This is a genomic window from Paraburkholderia phymatum STM815, from assembly GCF_000020045.1.
Taxonomy (GTDB): Bacteria; Pseudomonadota; Gammaproteobacteria; order Burkholderiales; family Burkholderiaceae; genus Paraburkholderia; species Paraburkholderia phymatum.
The window spans coordinates 92265-109434 of sequence record NC_010627.1; the positions used below are offsets into that span (position 1 = coordinate 92265).

Below are 17170 nucleotides of genomic sequence, written 5' to 3' on the forward strand. Positions count from 1 at the left end.
TCGTCGGACCAGCACCAACCTACCGTCGCAAAATGCCTGAAAATCAAGGGTAGGCCTAGACATCATGTATGGACCTGCCCCCTCAATGCGGCTCTGAGCCGCGGAGTAACCGACCTCAAGCTTAATCCGCGTACCTTGAGGTGCGGCAGGTCCATACATGATGTCTATCTGCTCGTACACTTGCGTTCTCGAGCCGGCTTAACCGCTTAAGGTTTAGGATTCGGTATTTGCGACTCGCATGTGGCAGCACCTCAAGGCAAAATGCGCCCCACAGAACAAACACAACGAGAGAACCAAAATGACCAACAGTCGCAACGCGGAGAGCGACGATCAAACGCTCCAGATCTTGACAACCTTACTGGAGCGAGTTTCCGCATCGACCAAGAGGACACGCGAAGGTCAAGTGACATATGTCATCGGCAACAACGGAACAGGGAAGAGCCGCATACTTGGCGAACTTGCGGAGCATTTGAAGAATGCAAAGCCTGCGCGTTCCGTGGCTTGTATCTCAAACTCTATTTATGACCGCTTCAAATACGGTGATTCGGGTCTGATTCGCTATCTCGGCGCCAGAAATGCCCCGAATGCGGTATTCCATTCCGCAATTGAGCGACAGTTGAGTCGCTTTATTTTGCAGTCCATGCTCCTTGATCGTCGTCTGTTCACTCGACTTTCGGAAGCAGTTCACATGGATTTATCGTTCTCTCTCGGTCGTGACGTCGAGATGGAGGTCAAGAAACTTCTTGATTTTGATCTCACGCAAACCAGAACTAGGGGTAGAGGAAAAGGGAAGGCGAGGACTCACGCCGACTTGCTGACGTCCAGGCCGCTAGCAATGCTGAAACGCATAGCGGAAGGTGATGGGCGGTTCGACCATCTGACCGAGGCACAGCTTCCGGTGTTTCTCAGATATCTCGACCTAACCCTGGATATCGATCTGCATGTACGTTTACCCGACGGTAGTTCCATAGGCTTCAAAGATCTCAGTACGGGAGAACAGAACCGCACGTTGTTGTTTGCAAAAATTTTGAGCGCTATGGAAGAAGGGGCCGTTTTCCTGATCGATGAACCCGAGATCAGCCTTCACCTCCATTGGCAAATGGAATTCCATCGCACGCTCATGAAGCTGGTCTCGGGCCTTAGGCGCTTTCACGTGGTCGTCGCGACGCATGCGCCAATAATAATCAGTGAGGCCGCTCGTATCGATCAGAACCGGCAACGGAACGTCGTGATGGTTTTGCGCAGGGTGCTGAGCGACGGAGACACGCCTGGCGAGCAACCGCCGGGTAGCGCACCTGTGACGTGCGACATTCATACCTTTACTGACGTGGCCAGCCACGAGCAGCTTGTACTTCGATACTTTCAGACAGCACCGTATCACGCACACGAAGTCAGTTTTCAAATTGCGGACGCGGTCCTTCGCGTCGCCGAGGATGCAGGGGCACATCGGCGTGGTGCGGAGGAACTTCTACGTGAAATCCGAAACGCTGTCGGTTTGTCCGACGAAGCGAAGGCTCAGATTGATTCGGCGATTGAACTCATTCAGGAAAAACTCGTGCCCTCAATTCAACGAGCACTCGTGCCGTCCACGAAGGAAACTGTCTGACATGAAGTCGCTTTGCACGGATACTCAACGGCCTCATTTGCTCAAACTCGTAAGACTGGTTCGTGACAAGACGCTTAGCGGAACACAGGCCTGGACGGCGTTCTCCGCGCCGAAACCCTCTCAAACATTCAAGCTAAAAGATGGGCGCGAGACAACGATCGAATTTTCGCTTGGAGAGCGCAAGACATATGGAGCCCTCCGCGACGCCGTGCAGTCAAAGCTTTTTCAGCAGTATGGCCGCTCGTGCGCTTATTGTCGCCGCCCTGTAGGGCACTATGGATACGATTGGCATATCGAGCATGTCTTACCAAAGGCGATTTACGGGGCGCATACGTTTAGATTGGCAAATCTCACTGTCGGTTGTGTTCATTGCAATCGATGGAAAGGTGCAAGCGTCGACAGGAACGTGAGGCACAAGGTGCTTCCAATTATCAACCCTCTGGCCGATGGCTTCAGATACTCCGATCACCTTCGATACCTACAACTCAGTACTGAAGAGATGAGCTTTGCGAAGTACTCACCCCTCTCCGATTCCGGTAAAAAGACGTATGACCTTTTGAGGTTGGATGAGCTTGAACGGGCGCACGCCGTGAACAGTTTGGACGGAATTTCTGCCGCCTTGCATGAACGTCTCACGCGAGCGATGTCCGTCGGACTCACCACGCCGGAAGGTCAAAGATTTCTTACGCTTCTTAGTGAACTCAAGTCGGCGATCTACCACCGCCCCACGTTCAAAAGTCCTGCGTAACGGGGTAATTGTCCCTTTCGTACCGAATCTGACGGCACCGTCGCGCAAGCCGCACACAGCAAGGCTCTGCGTCTCGGCGACCCGTGAAGAAATGACCGTGCTGCGGAAGGTGCGGCCGTCCTCGTCGACCGACTCGATGATCACGCGCTGGCCGCTCGCTTCGGCGATCACGCGCACGGTCCGCTCGCCGTAGCGCATCAGCGCACCGATCGGCGGGCAGGCCGGGGCCTTTCGTCTCCTGCGCGGGCGGGGGCTACCTGTCATCGCTCTTGCCCCGCTTGCGGCGCACCGCGGTCTTGCCGGCGGGCGCGGACGCGACGCGCGGCGCACGCGCGGGCCGGGTCGCCGCCGGACGCGCCGCAGTGGTCCCTGCAGGGGCGCCCTTTGCACGGCCCGGCCGGGCCGGGCGGGTCTCGCGGACGTCCCCCTGACGCCCTGCCGCAAGCTGCTGCTGCAGCGTCACGTTCGTCGCCTGCACGGCCTCCAGGCGCCCCTGCAGCACGCCCGCCTGATGACGTGCGTCGCCGAGCTGCGCCTGCAGCGTCTCGACGGCGCGGCGATGCTCCGCGTCGCGCCGGTCAGCGCGCCGGTTCGCCTCATCGAGTTCCTTCTGCAGCTTCGCGGCCGCGCCCCGCTCGCGGTCGATCTCGAGCAGTGCCCGCTTCTCGGTGGCCCGCAGGCGCTCACCGGACTGCGCCGCTGTTTCGCGCAGCTTCTCCAGATCGCGCGAGAAGCGGTCGCGCACCTTCTCCAGTTCACGGTCGCGCACCGCCGCCTCGTTTTTCAGGCGCACGATGTCGGCTTCCATCGCCTGGCGCGCCGCGTGCCCCTCGGCCTGCGCCCTCTCCAGTTCGCGGACCTCGACCTGCGCGGCGAGCAGCGCCGCGGTACGCTGCTCGAGCGCCGTCTCGGTGCGTTCGAGCTCGCTGCGTGCCGCGGCGACGCGCTGTTCCGCGGCCGCGCGCTCCCCCTCCACTTCCGCGCGCAGCGCGTCGAGCTGCGCCTGTGCGGACGCCGTCGCGCGCGTCCACAGCGTCGCGACCAGTTCGCCCGCCGCGTCACGCAGATCGGCGGGCAGGTCCGGATGCTCGATGCGCACGCGGCTTTTTTCGCGCAGTTCGGCCCAGAACTCGCCGAGCACCGCCGCGGGCGTCCCCATGCTGCCGCGCTTCACGAGCTGATACAGGCGGTTCGCGGTCGGCGGCTGGCCGAAGCGGAAGAACAGCAGCGCGCAGACCTCGCGGTACAGCTCGCGGGTCTTCGGAAATTCGAGCTTGAGCCGCTCAATCTCGGCCGCGAGCCGGGTGTCATCGGATGGGATAGCGGAAAAGGCGTCGGACATGGACGGGAAACGCATTCAGATGCGTCGATAATACAACGTGAAACGCTATATATCCGATCATCGATGGACATAAATTTGACATTATCCGCATAATGTCGTAAACAATGAAACGGTCCATATCGTCATCGAACGCACTCCCGGAAAAGCTCACCCTTTCCCGAAAAGACTCACCTTCATGCCGAAAACGCCGAAGAACAGCCCAGCCAGTCTTTTGGCGCTGCAGCCCGCCCCGCTCGAGACGCTCGCGATTCCCGCCGCGCTCGACGGTCATGCCGGCACGAACCGGGCGGCGGGCGGCCACGCGCAGATCGCCGCGACCAACGACCTCGACGCGATCCGCGCGTGGCTCGGGCGCTTCGCCAATACCCCGACGACCTTCGGGAACTACCGGAAGGAAGCGGAACGGCTGCTGCTCTGGTCACTGGTCGAACTGGGCAAGCCGCTGTCGTCGCTCACCCACGAGGACTGCCTGCGCTACCAGCATTTCCTCGCGGATCCGCAACCGGCCGCACTCTGGGTCGCCAGCGGCGGCCGCAAGCATCCGCGCGGCGATGCGCGCTGGCGCCCGTTCTACGGGCCGCTGTCGCCGGCCAGCGCGCGCCAGGCGATGGTGATCCTCAACGCGCTGTTCTCGTGGCTGGTGCAGGCGGGCTATCTCGCCGGCAATCCGCTCGCGCTCTCCCGCCAACGCACCCGCAGGGCAGCGCCGCGCATCACCCGCTATCTCGAGCCGGGCCTGTGGCAGGCGGTCAAGGACTTCATTGCGTCGATGCCACAGGACACCGCGCGGGGGCGCGCCCACTATCACCGGGTCCGGTGGCTGTTCACGCTGCTGTATCTGGGCGGCCTGCGCATCGCCGAGGCCGGCAGCAACACGATGGGCCAGTTCTTCGTGCGGCGCGACACCGACGGCACGATGCGCTGGTGGCTGACCGTGCGCGGCAAGGGGGACAGGGAACGGCTCGTGCCCGCGACGCGTGAAATGATGTCGGAGCTCGCGCGCTACCGGCAGTCGCTCGGGATGACCGCGCTGCCCTCGCCGCATGAGGCGACGCCGCTCGTGCTGCCGATCGGGTCAACTGCAGGCGGCGCTTCGGGAAGGACCGGTGAATCGTCCCGGAGGAACACTGCGGCGCCGGTCAACCAGCCACTCACTCGCGCCGCGCTGCACACGATCGTCAAGCGCGTGTTTGCGGGCGCTGCCCGCCAGCTGCGCGAGCACGGCGCGGAATTCGAGGCCCGCGCCGCGCTACTCGAGCAGGCGTCGGCGCATTGGCTGCGGCATAGCGCGGGTTCGCACATGGCGGACCGGCAGGTCGACCTGCGGCTCGTGCGCGACAACCTCGGCCACGCATCGCTGGCCACGACGAGCCTGTATCTGCATGCCGACGATGATCGACGGCATCACGAGACCGACGAGAAACATCGCATCGACTGGTGAGACCGGTGACGGCCCCGCGCTGAAATCCCGTCAGTTAAACTGGCTGCCCGATACCCGGACTGCATCGCGCATGCAAGAATCCGGGTGACCCGTTCTAACGCGGACGCGTTTTCCTTTTACCGTTATGGAAACCCTCGCCCTCGAACCGCAGGTGCTTGCAAACCGTCATGGCGTCGCCTTTGGACTCGTGCATCAGAATGTCACGGTCGACTGCGTGATCACGCTTGCGGCACTCGAAACGTATTTCTGGCTGGAACCGCGGGCCAGTGATGCCCGCATCCTGAAGACCTTCCGGGATGGGTACGGCCGCATCCGCGCGATCGCGGGGCGCAAACTGCTCGCTCATCCGGCTGCGCGTCTTGAACTGACGGCGGAGGATTTTGCAAGGCCTTGACCGCCGTGCGTGATGACCGCCGGCTTATTCGATGACAATGCACGATGTGACTGACAGGCGCGCATGGTGATCACCTACATGGCCGCCGACCTAGCACCCGATGTGCCGCATCCGGTCGGACGATGCAGAAAGTGATGAAGCCTCTATTCAAGGATGGATGGCACCCCCGCTACCCGGTTGCCGTTCGTCTGTGACATTCACGACGGATGGGCGCCCGGCTGTGTTGTGCACAGACGCCAGATCTGCCGATATCCAGCAACCGGGTGGTTGTCGGCCACGCATCACCCGTCGCCGGTTTCGACGGTCACATTCGAAAAAATCTATGGTCCGGTCTGGACGATGGGCCTCAACACGCACCGGAAGTCGGGGAAAACCGCCAACTTCCGGAACCTTGGACGATACCGGACAGGCTGCCGTATCACAATCGGGCGCATCGAAAAACAACATGCGGGCGACTCGTCGATCAGGTTGCGATCTCAACCAGTCACGCGAGGGGGTATCACATGGCCGCGAAGCTCCGATAGCGGTGGTGCGCGCTGGACGCAGCCTGCTCACGCCGCATTCACGACGTCCTTGAACGCCTTGCCGGCCGAGAACTTCACGGTTTTCGCGGCGGGAATTGTGATGGTCTCGCCCGTCGACGGATTGCGCCCGCTACGTTCGGCGCGGGCGCCCGTCGAAAACGAACCGAAGCCGACCAGCTGGACGGTCTCGCCGCGCGTTACGGCCGCCGTCACGGTTTCGATGATGGCATCAATTGTCTCTCCCGTGCTGGCCTTGCTTTCACCCGTGGTGGCGGCGACCGCATCGATGAGTTCCTGTTTGTTCATGTATAAGCTCCTTTCTGAAGAAAGCGCCCGCGCATCGCGGATGGGACGCTACCCTACCACATGTACGGTACCAGGCAATCCGTGAGGCTTCAGCAAAGCCGGTCGAGCGCTTTCCTCACGAATTCGGCCCTTCCCATTACCGGCCGGTTTTGGTGAAGCTGGGTGGTATCGATGTGTCTCTGACTGAACGGTTGCGACCAATACACCGCGATTCGTTGAATACGCACCATCGCAGCGCTATGCTTCGCACACTGAAGTCACAACAAGCGACAGACGTTACGGAAGGGAAACGACACAATGCGACTGCGACGCATCACGGCACGACGTTCCACGGTGCACGGCAAGGGACTCTTTTCGCTGCAGCTGTGCAACAAGTACGATCTTGATGACCTCTATGCGCTACTCAAGCTTCCTCATGGTATTGCGGATGAGAAAGACCGCGCAAACAAGTGGCGATCTCGGAAATGCTGGATGTCTTCCTCAGATTGGAGTGGAAGCTTGCCCGTTCATCGCACAATCTTCGTCGGGAAACGTGGCGCTCCGGCGGGAAAACAGTTTCTTCAGAAAGCTCATAACCTCAACATACTCCCAAGTTATCTGCGCGATCGGCACGAAACGTCGATGCCTTGGCGTCGGTTCGCCGATATGCCGGAGCGCTGAATATGTCGGAGGCGAACAGCCGACGCATCAAGTCTTCTGCTCGCCGTTGGCGGCCGGACCACCGCGATATGCACCTGGCCGGACGTGTGACTCCGACAGCTCCAGTGCCTTGAGCGAACTCATGAGCGCCTTCAACGTCGAAAATGCGTTTCCATCGGCACCGCCGCCAAGCTGGATCTGCGGAACGAGTGGCACTCTCGCCGTTTCAAACGCCTCCGCCAGCCGCAGCATGACCGTTTGCATCAGCTGCTTGTCGGCACCGTCGCCCTCCAACGCTTCCGACTTCGCCTTGATCGCCGCCGCTTCCGCCTCCCCCACCGAGCGTATCGCCGATGCCCGGCCGGTACCCTCCATCTCCTGTCGGAACTTCTCCGCCTGAGCCAGCGCCTCGATTTCCTGCCGGCGCTTCTCGGCCGCCTTCACACTCGCCGAGCCCTGGTTTTCCTTGATGCTGATGTCCACGAGCGAACCGGTCAGCTCCTTCTGCTTCGCCGCGCGCTGCTCGGCTTCGTTCAGCTCACGCTGCTTGTCGGCAGCGATCTGCTTCTGCGCAAACGTCTCGACCTGCTCGCGTGCGATCTGGCGATCACGCAACTGCGCCATGATGTTCTCGATCTGCACGTCCCCCGCCTGCGCCTTGGGTGTCCCGATCAACACCTCTTCGAATTCCAACGAATACGCCTGAAAGCGATCGCGCATGTCGTTCGACGCATTCGTCTGCAACTCGCTGCGCGACTGGATCAGTTCGATGAAGGTCTTCGTCTGCGACACGTTCTTGAAGTACGACGACACCATCGGATCAAGTGTCTGCTCGACGAGCTGCCCGATGTTGCCGAACCGCTGCACCACCAGCGGAGCCTTGCGATAGTCGATATGCACGACGACCGACAACGGCAGCAACGGTTCAAACGCGTCCTTCGTGATCAACGTGATTTCGCGCAGGTTTGAATCAAAGCTCGATCCGCTTTCGCCCGACTTCCACATCAGCACGAAGTTCGTGGTCGGCACCAGCTCGATCTTGCCCGCGTAGGTGTTGAACGCATACTTGCCGGGCATCAGCGGATCGCGCCACACGCCGCGGCAGCCGTTCTCGACGAGTTGCCCGTGGCTGTAGTCGCTCCCCGAAAGATCATTGCCGCGACGACCCGTGTAGGACACGACGACACCCGCATAGCCGACAGGAATGACCGTCTTGCGAATGAACTCCACGGTGGCGAACAAGCGGTTGATGTACCAGGTGCCCTCAACCAGAACCCGCTCCTGCCGTCCGCGGTGGCCGCCGGCGGCGAGAAACTTTTCCGGCTCCTGATACGAGTTGTGGACGTCGCCCACATCGGGAGCGAGCAGTTCATCCTTTGGCAGTGCTGGGCCGTCCTGCACCGTCACGATCGCCAGCAGGTCGGAGTCGTGTTCACCCTCAGCGCCCTTGATGACAACGGGCGAGAAACCGGCGCGCTCATCGAGAAGCTCGCGCATCTTCTCGTAATAGGCCTTCTCCTGTGCATTGAGCGAGAGGGCATACGTCGCTTCATCTGTCATCACGACAAAGAGCGCGGGATTAAGAATGTGCGTGCCTTCACGCAATACCTTGCGCTGCGGACCTTTCTCGCCACCTTTCTGCAGAAACGCGCGCACATCGCGGAAGTCGTCGACATTTGAGTTGACGGCAAGCGTCTGGCCGGCCGGCAGATCATGACCATCGCGTGCGAAAACGTATCCGATTTTGCCCTGCGTCACCGACACCATGGGGCGAATATGGACGCGGTACTGGAACGGCGCGAAGAAGTGGAATCCGCCACGTCGCAGGTCCGGCTGAAAACCAGCCTCGCCCTGGAGCGCCAGCAACCCCATCTTCACGGAACCGCACAAACTCCACAGCTTCTCCACCACGCCTACGCGATCGTTCGGAATGTAGCGGATCACCCCGGCCACCCAAACCAGTAGCGCAATTGCCAGTAGCCCGGCAATGCTGAACGCCACGATTTCCCCAAGTTGCAACATGTGGTTCATTTGCTTTTTCCTTTCTGTTTTTTTGACCGGGACGTTCCCCGTATCGCGTCCTGCAACAATTCTTTTGCTGCTTCAACCGACATGACGCGGGTCCGCTCGTTTTCCGGCCGCCACTTCACGCTCGTACCAGTGACTGCGCATGCGGCTAAGCCCGTCCCACCCGCTGTCCGATCTATTCCGCCTGTGCCGCAGGCACGGGTGACCCTGATGTGCTCGTGATAAAACGTTGCAGCCGATCCCAGGCCGCGAGGTAGCGGTGCTTCGGCACCGCTACCAATTGCTCGTCGTGGATCGCCAGGACACGCTCGACAGCCGCCCGTTCGTCGTCGAGCAGCATCCACCTCTCGCCACTCTCAGCGCGTCCGATGCACGCGTCCAGCGCGGCTTCGGCCTGCTGGTAGATGCGCAACGTCGCACCCGACGTCGTTTCAGTCCGCAAATAGAACGCGAGGTAAATGACACGCAGCAGATTGACAATCTGTCCGACGTTGGCCTGACCGGCACAGACCGTCGCGAACGCCAGGTGGTTTTCCAGCGACAATGCCCGCACCTTCCCGCTCGATAACGGCAGCAGCATCTCTTTTGTTAATCCCGCGCGGGCTGCGCGCCGCGTTGCATTTCTTCCCACCCGTTCCTTCCTTCACCTGAACTGAAATCTCGCGTCTTTCTTAACGTTGCGCGTGATGCCATGCCACGTCACATACTCCCCTCGTAATCGTACTTGAGGCGCAGGTGCTGCTTTTTCGTCTTCTCCAGAATCGCGCAGTTCGGACACCAGCTTGGTCCATTCAGAATGCTGTCGGGAGACGCTTCCCAGACGTGCCCGCGATGGCATTCCCACGACAGCCGCACCTTGACACCAAGGTATTCCGCGCTCAGGCAACGACCGCCGCGTTCGATCGCGATCTGCTGCATGGTCTCGATCGTGTGGCGCCGACGCAATCCCGCACACGCCCTGCACCAAGTTCCGTCCAGCAGTATTCGAGTCCCTTTGGTCCGCCACTCGTGACCTCGCGCACACCGGAATGTGTAATGCGCAGCGATACCGGCATATATGGGGTTCACCACTTCTCCGCCCAGCGACGCCGCAATGGCCTTGAGCTTCGCTAGCCCGTCCTCAGTGCGCTGCGCCTCACCTGTGCGCTTCGCCGCGCAACGACTACACCAGCTTCCCCGCAGGACCCTTGATCCTTCAGCCCGCCATTCATGTCCGGCGGTACAGCGAAACCGATATGTCACGTTGACGCCCGCATATTGGCTATCCAGACACTGCCCGCCGTGTGATACCGCAGCCGCCTGCAAACGCGCCAGACCATGCGGGTCGAGCATCCTTTCGCTATGGCGGAGCCCGAAACAGATGCGACACCAGTTGCCCCGAACAACGCTCTGGCCGCTCGCGTGCCAGCGGTGCCCATTTGCACATTCCCACTCGTAGCGATCGGCGATGCCCGAATAAACGTCAGCAAGACATCGCCCTCCGTGCTCAGCAGCGGCCTGGCGCAATCGGTCGAGCCCATTCGCATCGGTTTGCATGACTGCCGACCGCTCGTCGGCGCAAGCCGGGCAACCGCTCCCTTCCAGAATCTTGCGCGCCTCGGTATCCCACCGATGTCCTTGCCCGCATCGAAAGTGCTGTCGCACCGTCGAACCCAGATACTCGCCTTCGAGGCAGACCAGATGGCGCTGCGCCAACAGATCAAGAAACCGCTGACGCACGGCTGCCCGTGCACACATGCGACAGGTCGTCGAGCCTCGCGTGACGACGCTCGCGCGCCGTTCGAATTCATGTCCGTGGCGACATCGAAAACGGTAATTCGCCTTGGCGCCGACCCACTCAGTCGCCAGTAGCGTAAGACCTGCCGCATTCGCAACTTCCGCTGTATGCCTCAGTGCCTCCCCAGCTGAGCGTGCCATATTCAAATCTGTCCCTTCACTTGTAATCCGAGCTTCGCATCCAGGTATCCAACCGCGAGCGTTTGCCCAACCGTACAGTCGTCGCGCCTGCTGTGCCGTGCGCCAACCGGCTCGTGTCAACTGTGAGCCCGTCTGTCGACTCAACAAGTCCTGCCGCCCGGGAAATCAACGAGGCAGACTGGATGCAGTGGTCTGCGTCGCGACCTCAACGATATGTTGCGAATCCGTTATGGCAGCAAGGTACCCCGCCCGTTATCGAGAACGCGGATGACATTTACAAATCCATGACACGCTTGGGCAGAAGCGCTGATGGTGTACGCCACTGCCATCGGCATGCCTTTGAATCTGAAGACCAGCTTCGGATCGTCGCTACTCAACTTCTCCGTAGCTTCTTTAGATACGGTTAGCGCGTGTTCCTTCGCTACCGCAACATCCCCCATCGCGTCGCGATGAACACCCCTTCCATGACAAGACCCGACACACATAGGCTTACGGCAGCTAACCCGGCACTTCGATTGCCTTGCATTTATCTAGGCACCTGATATTTCAAACACGATCCAAAATTCAAGATCCGATAAATGAACCGCCTGCCAGGCCCGAGTCCAACGACGCTACCACGTCAGCTTGCGATCTTTTCGACATACCCGCGCTCCGCCGAGGAAATCACTCGAAAAGAATGTCAACGGCAAGAAAGTTAGTCGAATCGGTTCGCACCACGCAATGGCGACCGGTTTCAGTCGTATTGAGGAGAACATACTGTCGCTTCAATTGCTCCCGCGTCGCCTTCGGGTCCAGCGTCCGCATCGACTCGATCTGGGAATCGGTGACATTCTCCGGGGCCGACAGAACCGGAGTGCATGTCAGGTTGATCGATTGACCACCGTACGCGCCGTTGACCCCGTTGGTTGTTGCATCATCGATGCCCTTTACGACAACCGTTCCGTCGATCTTCACTTCGTATAAGTCGTGCGCGAAAAGGCCTTTCGTGATGCAAAGCTCAACGGACTTGCCGGGTGTGCCCTGCGTGCTCACAGTCGGTGAGCACGCCGCCTTGTCGTCAACCGGTGTAAGCGTGATGGCATCCGACCCGCCGGCGGCAACTGCGGGGCGGTGCGCAACGACGATTGACGTTACGAGAGCAATAGCCACAAGAATTGACGTCTGTTTCATTTTTCGATTGTCGGGTGAGTTTTCGATGATGCGCGTCGGCGTTCATAGCGGTTTTTCGTGCGGAGGTTGGCCGACACCCGCTGAACCCCTGACGTTTGATCGCAGCCCATAAGCGTCTCAAATGTGAACTATTGCTGGATCGTGGCATTCTTCAGCAGACCTGCCGTGAATTGTGCACTGGCCTTCTCCAGCGCCAGCGCCTGGAGCTGCTGCCGGATCGTGTCTTTCACCTGGTCGAATTTTGGCACCTGCGTCGGCCGCTTCGCATCCAGCTTCACGATCACACGCGCGTTGCCGACGATCACCGGCTCGGGTGTCACGCCACCTACGGGCAACTGAGTGAGCGCCTGCGCAACCGGCAGGGGCAGTCCGCTGGTCTTGCCCTCGGCTGCCGGAGCTTTGAAGCTCACCCACGGCAGTTCGCCGCCGTTTGCCTTATCCGGCGTGATGCTGTACTGGCGCGCGAGCACATCGAACGACTTGCCCGCCTTCAGTCCACCGAGCACCGTTGCAGCCGTCATCGCGTCAGCGACGGCAATGATGCGCGGCCTGTAATCGTCCTTGCCGAGCGACGCAACGATCTCGTCATAACGCGACTTGACCTGGGCATCAGTGACAGCATCGGGATGGATGTTGTCCTTCAGGTAAAGCTGCGACTCCGCGTTGACCTTCGTCGCATTGATGACCTGCTGCACCTCAGGCTTGTTGCCATAGCCCGCCTTCTCGGCGTTCTGCCGGAACAGTTCGCGCGTAATCAGTTGCGCCTTGAGCGCCTGGCGCAGTTGCGGCGTGTCCGGCTGGCGCGTGGCTTGCACGGCCGCATCGAGCTGCGCCTGGGGGATCGACACGCCGTTGATGATGGCGACCGTGCCTGCCGGGAGGCTCGCGGCCGGCGCCGAAGCCGTCTGCGCAGGCACGGGCGCGGTGAGACCCAGATACAGTGCCGTCGCTGCGGCAAAGGTTGTCCAGTGTTGGAATTTCATGATCTACATGCTCCAGTTGATTGTTCCAAGTATCAGGGTCGCTTTGGGCCCGAGTGCGGCCGGTTGCGTCAGTGCGCGGCCCGCGAGCAGTTCGCCCGAGAGCATCTGCCGATGCCACTGCCACTGCGCGCGCAGGCCTGCGCCAGCACCCACCAGTGAAGGGAAGCCCGGCACGGCAATCAGGGTTGCCTTGCCCGCGTCAAGAAACAGGTACGGCTCAATGCGGCCATCTTTCCACGCGGGCGCGTTGACCCAGGCGAGTTCGTTGCGGGAATAGATCCCACGGTCGCCGGCGATCTCACCGGAACGGAAGCCCCGGATCGTATCCATACCACCCAGATACAATTGCTCCGAGCCAAACAGCGCAACGTTCGTGAACTGGCCGCCGAGCACACCGCGGTAGGCGAGCTGTGCGCGACCGAACTTCGGCAGCGGCACCGTGAAATTCAGCGTAGCGTCCAGCTTTGTGAACTGGCTGTGCGCGTCGGTACGCGCGATGCCGTGCGCGTCGTGATCGGCTTCGAGCCACGGCAGGCCCTGTGACACACCCGCATCGAGCGTGACGTTGCCGGGCGCATCGTTGAGCGCGAACTTGTGCAGCCAGTTGCCGCCCACGCGCAGCACCGCGAGGCGCTGCGGATTCAGATCGATGTCGTTGATCTCGCGATCGGTGCGTCGCCACGACAGCGTCGCATCGGCATTCACGGTATCGGCCTGCGTGCGCTCCAGCGTGTAGTTCCAGCCGAGGATGTGGCTGAGCGTGCGCCCGTACAGCAGTGCGGTCGTGCCGATCAACTGCTGGTATTCGGAGTCCGAGAGCGTGTAGCTGAACGTGTGATGTCCGAACGGCACGGCAACGGAGCCCACCAATGCGTTGCTCTCTAGGCTGTCGATGAAGTTCAGGCTCACCGACTCCTGCAGGCCGATCAGGTTGTCCGCCTCTAGGCCGGCACGGTAGCGCGTAACACCAGTCGCCTTGCTGCCGTAGTTGTCGACGCCCAGGTTGTAGTAGAGGCGGTCGCCGGACGGGTTGCCGATCGCAACGACCGACTCGCCCGGAGTCTGGCCCGGCAGGATCTGCACCTCCGCTTGGTTGCGTCGCAACCGGTTGATCTGCGAAACACCCTGGTCGATGTCGGAGAGCCGCAACGGGTCGCCGGGCGAAGCCGGAAACACATTCTCATATCCCACATCGGTGAGCCAGCCGCCACCGGCGGCCCTCTCATCCCTCTTCAGGCGGTGGACGGGTTGACCATTGACCGTGTAGGTCTCGATGCGGCCCACCTGCACCGTGATCGTCAGTGTGCCCGTGCCGAGGTTCTGCGGACCGAGCAGCGCGCGCGTGGTCACGTATCCTGCCGAGACGAATGCATCGGTGATCCGTTTCAGAAGCACGTTGATACGGTGAGAGCCGAGCGCGTGTCCTGTGAACGGCGCAACGGTTGCATCGAGCTTCGCCTGCCCGACGCCCGCCGGCGCCACGAATGGCTTGCCATCCGCGCCCGTGAGCACGATGTGCTGGACGGAAAAGGTCGGCCCCGCTTCGATAATCTGGTCGACGGGAGTATCAGGGGAAATATCCAGCGTCGTCTCTGCTGCCGACGGTGCCACGCTGATCGATGCGGGCGGCTGTGCGAGCTGCCGCTGCCGGGCCTGTTCGCGCTGCTCGTCGATCAGTTGCTGGCCGGGGTCCTGCACCGGACGCGCAGATCCTCCCGGTGAAAGCGGCAATGCGGCCGGTGGCGTCTGTGCACGTGCCTGCACGCCCGCGAAAAGCAGGCTCGCGCCGAGCAGCAGCGCGGGCATCGCCCGCGCGGTACGGAGTCCGTCGCGCATCAGTAACCCAACCAGGTGGTGAGGCCCAGATGCTGGCCGATCTGTACCGGGGTACGCGACGGTGCACGCACGGTCGTGATGCCACCCGTAGCCGCCACGCCCTTCGCGCCGCTGATGGAACCGCCGTCGATCACGGCGTCACCCGTGAGCGTCACCGAACCGTTGGCAGTGAAGCCGCCACCCACGTCCATCGCGATGATCTGTGCCCACGTGCTGCCGAAGAACGCCTTGAAGCCCCGCTGCTGGTTGATCGCCGAATAGCCGGTCACGCCCTGCGCATAAGCGACGGGCGCCGTCACGTTGATATTGCCCTGCGCGAACACGTTGCCGCCGACGTTACGTGCGACGGTGCCCGCGGTGATCGAGATGTCCTTGCCCGACTGGATCGTACCGCCGTAGGTTGTCACGTTGCTCGCTGCGCTCGCGTGACAGAATATCCAGCAGCCGCGCGAATAGCCCGCCTGTCCGGAAAACACCGCGGCATTCGTGAAGGCATCCCGCGCGGCGATTGTAATTGCTGCGTCATTCGATTGGATGATGCCGCCACTATTCGTCACGTTGCGGCCAGTGATTGACACGGGACCTGCGGTCGACGCGATATAGGCGAGCTGCGACGGCTCGTTGACCGTCCCGTAATCGATGTCGAAGCCACTCGTCGTGTGGGTCAGAAAGAGAAAACTGCCACCCTCGCGCGAATACGCGACGGGTTGCCCGCCGTTGATACCGCCCGTATGGTCGATGATGTTCTGTACGTTGCCCTGCGCGGTGAGCGTCACGGCGCCGTTGGCGAGAATCCGCGCGTTCTCGTTCGTGATGTCGCCCTGCGCGGTAAGCGAATCGGTGCCATTTGCGGCAAAGATGATGCCGAGGTTCGCTGGGGTCGAGCGGTTCGTGATGTTGCCACCTGCCGTCAGGCTGATGTTGCCGCCCGTTGCCGTGCCATCGGCGGCCACCGCACCCGCCTGGATCAGGCTCCCGGTGTTCGACATGTCGCCCGTCGCGCTGAGGTTCACCGATCCCGCCATGGCGCTGAGCGTGGACGGGCCAGTCACGTCATCGGTGAGCGTGATCGCGCCCGCCTTGATGCTCGCACTATTGGCTGCCGCGACCTGCGCGCCCTGCAGCGCGACGATACCCGAAGTCGTGATCGAGACGTCGTGTTCGGCCTTGATCGAACTGTCGGCCGCTATGATGTCGCCATCGGTCGAAACCACGGCGTCGCCAGCACTCGCGTAGAGCTTGCCCAGGTTGCGCACGCCGGCACCCTGATCGGTGACGACCAACTGCACACGCCCGCCCGTCAGGCCACCCGCCGCGGTGATGTCGACGGCGAACCCCGCACCTGAAGTGCCGGGCGATGTGGTGCTAACGAGCCAGTCGTGACCGTTGTCCGACGGCGAAAAACTGGTATCCCAGGTCGTGGTGCTATCACCGATCGTGGCGCGCACCCCGCCCGTCGAACTCGTATAGTCGTTCGTCACCGGCCCGTTGACCGCAAGGTGCCTGGCGACCAGATCCAGATTGACGAGCGTGCCTGACAGGCCACCCGGGCCGATCGTGATCGTGCCGCCGTTCGTCGTCAGCACGACGTTGCGCTGCGTGATGCCCGGGGCAAGCGTCAGGTCGCTGAAGCTGACCTGACCTGTAGAGAGCACCACGTGACCGGCGTTCGCGAAGCTACCGCCGTCGACCGTAACACCGTTTGGGTTGGCCAGGATCACGTTCGCACGCGGACCCAGCACCGCAATTGCGCCCCGAATGACCGACGGGTTCGTGCTCGTCACCTCGTTGACAATCGTGCGCGCGTTAATGCCGGTGTTGTTCAGGTTGGCGCCGGCGGACGAGACGCTGAATGACGAATAGGTATTGTGCGAAACGCCACCAAATGCGGGTGCGATGCTGACGATCTGGTGACCATTGGCCGCGGTTGACACCGAGGTCGCGGTGCCGCCGTCGGCCACGATACCAGTGGCCGAAGCTCCGGCGGAAAGAGCACACAGCAGCAGGCCGATCGCCACGGCGATCGGGGTCCGGGGATAAGTCATGTGGATTATTGTCGTTCTATAGGTACTACTAACCTGATCTAAGGGACTCCGCCCGAAAACCCACAACTCGTGGGCTCATGCAATGCGCAAGCTATGAGGCAGTCCAACCTTTACATCAACGCATCCGATTGTAGCGGCGCCCTGCCTCGCGTTCTGTCATGAATTGTCAGGCCGGGACAAGCCTTACCGGC

Annotated in this window: 15 protein-coding genes and 1 pseudogene; 6 read left to right on the top strand and 10 right to left on the bottom strand. The window is 61.4% G+C overall.

From position 1 onward, the window contains the following. Positions 1-298: 298 nt before the first annotated feature. Positions 299-1606: an AAA family ATPase gene (locus BPHY_RS36300; RefSeq protein ID WP_157686952.1), complete on the top strand. Its 1308-nt coding sequence runs from the start codon at positions 299-301 to the stop codon at positions 1604-1606. 1 nt (position 1607) lies between these two features. Further along, positions 1608-1961: pseudogene (locus tag BPHY_RS44370) on the top strand (hypothetical protein); the annotation flags it as partial. A gap of 162 nt (positions 1962-2123) precedes the next feature. On the opposite strand, the gene BPHY_RS43620 reads toward BPHY_RS44370, so the two are convergent. Next, positions 2124-2552, bottom strand: coding sequence for a hypothetical protein (locus BPHY_RS43620; RefSeq protein WP_083775959.1), 429 nt, complete (start codon positions 2550-2552; stop codon positions 2124-2126). 55 nt (positions 2553-2607) lie between these two features. Further along, positions 2608-3711 carry a DNA-binding protein gene (locus tag BPHY_RS36310; RefSeq protein WP_012406466.1) on the bottom strand — a complete coding sequence of 368 codons (1104 nt, stop codon included), beginning with the start codon at positions 3709-3711 and terminating at the stop codon, positions 2608-2610. A gap of 160 nt (positions 3712-3871) precedes the next feature. On the opposite strand from BPHY_RS36310, the gene BPHY_RS36315 reads away from it, so the two are divergent. Continuing rightward, positions 3872-5137: a tyrosine-type recombinase/integrase gene (locus tag BPHY_RS36315; protein ID WP_012406467.1), complete on the top strand. Its 1266-nt coding sequence runs from the start codon at positions 3872-3874 to the stop codon at positions 5135-5137. Positions 5138-5261: 124 nt separating this feature from the next. Continuing rightward, positions 5262-5531: a DUF1488 family protein gene (locus BPHY_RS36320; RefSeq protein WP_012406468.1), complete on the top strand. Its 270-nt coding sequence runs from the start codon at positions 5262-5264 to the stop codon at positions 5529-5531. A 551-nt stretch (positions 5532-6082) separates the two neighbouring features. Here the strand turns inward: BPHY_RS36320 and BPHY_RS36325 are convergent. Next, positions 6083-6361, bottom strand: coding sequence for an HU family DNA-binding protein (locus tag BPHY_RS36325; RefSeq protein ID WP_012406469.1), 279 nt, complete (start codon positions 6359-6361; stop codon positions 6083-6085). Positions 6362-6658: 297 nt separating this feature from the next. On the opposite strand from BPHY_RS36325, the gene BPHY_RS42970 reads away from it, so the two are divergent. Continuing rightward, positions 6659-7021 (top strand): hypothetical protein, encoded by a 363-nt coding sequence (locus tag BPHY_RS42970; RefSeq protein ID WP_012406470.1) that lies wholly within the window; start codon positions 6659-6661, stop codon positions 7019-7021. Between the two features lie 27 nt (positions 7022-7048). Here BPHY_RS42970 and BPHY_RS36330 read toward each other — a convergent pair whose 3' ends face one another. The 3 genes from BPHY_RS36330 to BPHY_RS42285 all read right to left on the bottom strand — a co-directional run bounded on the left by BPHY_RS36330 (position 7049) and on the right by BPHY_RS42285 (position 9946). After that, positions 7049-9031, bottom strand: a complete 1983-nt coding sequence (locus tag BPHY_RS36330) for an SPFH domain-containing protein (protein WP_012406471.1) — start codon at positions 9029-9031, stop codon at positions 7049-7051. Positions 9032-9203: 172 nt separating this feature from the next. Next, on the bottom strand, positions 9204-9608 hold the full coding sequence (locus tag BPHY_RS36335; protein WP_052306254.1) for a hypothetical protein: 405 nt from the start codon (positions 9606-9608) through the stop codon (positions 9204-9206). Positions 9609-9727: 119 nt separating this feature from the next. Further along, entirely contained in the window at positions 9728-9946 is a 219-nt protein-coding gene (locus BPHY_RS42285; protein ID WP_052306255.1) for a zinc-ribbon domain-containing protein, read from the bottom strand. A gap of 399 nt (positions 9947-10345) precedes the next feature. Here BPHY_RS42285 and BPHY_RS42290 point away from each other — a divergent pair, with 399 nt between their 5' ends. Next, positions 10346-10879, top strand: a complete 534-nt coding sequence (locus tag BPHY_RS42290) for a hypothetical protein (RefSeq protein ID WP_146174487.1) — start codon at positions 10346-10348, stop codon at positions 10877-10879. Between the two features lie 729 nt (positions 10880-11608). On the opposite strand, the gene BPHY_RS36350 is transcribed toward BPHY_RS42290, so the two are convergent. The 4 genes from BPHY_RS36350 to BPHY_RS36365 form a co-directional block, all read right to left on the bottom strand. Further along, the gene (locus tag BPHY_RS36350) at positions 11609-12115 is read right to left on the bottom strand and encodes a hypothetical protein (RefSeq protein ID WP_012406475.1); all 507 of its coding nucleotides are present in this window, start codon (positions 12113-12115) and stop codon (positions 11609-11611) included. A gap of 128 nt (positions 12116-12243) precedes the next feature. After that, the gene (locus tag BPHY_RS36355; protein WP_012406476.1) at positions 12244-13098 is read right to left on the bottom strand and encodes a peptidylprolyl isomerase; all 855 of its coding nucleotides are present in this window, start codon (positions 13096-13098) and stop codon (positions 12244-12246) included. A gap of 3 nt (positions 13099-13101) precedes the next feature. Further along, a complete protein-coding gene (locus tag BPHY_RS36360; protein ID WP_012406477.1) occupies positions 13102-14934 on the bottom strand; it encodes a ShlB/FhaC/HecB family hemolysin secretion/activation protein in 1833 nt (610 codons plus the stop codon). Further along, positions 14934-16979 (bottom strand): filamentous hemagglutinin N-terminal domain-containing protein, encoded by a 2046-nt coding sequence (locus BPHY_RS36365; RefSeq protein ID WP_012406478.1) that lies wholly within the window; start codon positions 16977-16979, stop codon positions 14934-14936. The genes BPHY_RS36360 and BPHY_RS36365 overlap by 1 nt, the downstream gene beginning before the upstream one ends. Between the last annotated feature and the right edge of the window lie 191 nt (positions 16980-17170).

What these genes read in the sequence shown, in the direction of transcription:
- BPHY_RS36365 (WP_012406478.1), bottom strand. Translation starts at nt 16,979, where the DNA reads ATGACTTATCCCCGGACCCCGATCGCCGTGGCGATCGGCCTGCTGCTG.
- BPHY_RS42970 (WP_012406470.1), top strand. Translation starts at nt 6,659, where the DNA reads ATGCGACTGCGACGCATCACGGCACGACGTTCCACGGTGCACGGCAAG.
- BPHY_RS42290 (WP_146174487.1), top strand. Translation starts at nt 10,346, where the DNA reads ATGCGGGTCGAGCATCCTTTCGCTATGGCGGAGCCCGAAACAGATGCG.
- BPHY_RS36355 (WP_012406476.1), bottom strand. Translation starts at nt 13,098, where the DNA reads ATGAAATTCCAACACTGGACAACCTTTGCCGCAGCGACGGCACTGTAT.
- BPHY_RS36350 (WP_012406475.1), bottom strand. Translation starts at nt 12,115, where the DNA reads ATGAAACAGACGTCAATTCTTGTGGCTATTGCTCTCGTAACGTCAATC.
- BPHY_RS36325 (WP_012406469.1), bottom strand. Translation starts at nt 6,361, where the DNA reads ATGAACAAACAGGAACTCATCGATGCGGTCGCCGCCACCACGGGTGAA.
- BPHY_RS36320 (WP_012406468.1), top strand. Translation starts at nt 5,262, where the DNA reads ATGGAAACCCTCGCCCTCGAACCGCAGGTGCTTGCAAACCGTCATGGC.
- BPHY_RS36315 (WP_012406467.1), top strand. Translation starts at nt 3,872, where the DNA reads ATGCCGAAAACGCCGAAGAACAGCCCAGCCAGTCTTTTGGCGCTGCAG.
- BPHY_RS42285 (WP_052306255.1), bottom strand. Translation starts at nt 9,946, where the DNA reads ATGCAGCAGATCGCGATCGAACGCGGCGGTCGTTGCCTGAGCGCGGAA.
- BPHY_RS36330 (WP_012406471.1), bottom strand. Translation starts at nt 9,031, where the DNA reads ATGAACCACATGTTGCAACTTGGGGAAATCGTGGCGTTCAGCATTGCC.
- BPHY_RS36360 (WP_012406477.1), bottom strand. Translation starts at nt 14,934, where the DNA reads ATGCGCGACGGACTCCGTACCGCGCGGGCGATGCCCGCGCTGCTGCTC.
- BPHY_RS36335 (WP_052306254.1), bottom strand. Translation starts at nt 9,608, where the DNA reads ATGCTGCTGCCGTTATCGAGCGGGAAGGTGCGGGCATTGTCGCTGGAA.
- BPHY_RS36300 (WP_157686952.1), top strand. Translation starts at nt 299, where the DNA reads ATGACCAACAGTCGCAACGCGGAGAGCGACGATCAAACGCTCCAGATC.
- BPHY_RS36310 (WP_012406466.1), bottom strand. Translation starts at nt 3,711, where the DNA reads ATGCGTTTCCCGTCCATGTCCGACGCCTTTTCCGCTATCCCATCCGAT.
- BPHY_RS43620 (WP_083775959.1), bottom strand. Translation starts at nt 2,552, where the DNA reads ATGCGCTACGGCGAGCGGACCGTGCGCGTGATCGCCGAAGCGAGCGGC.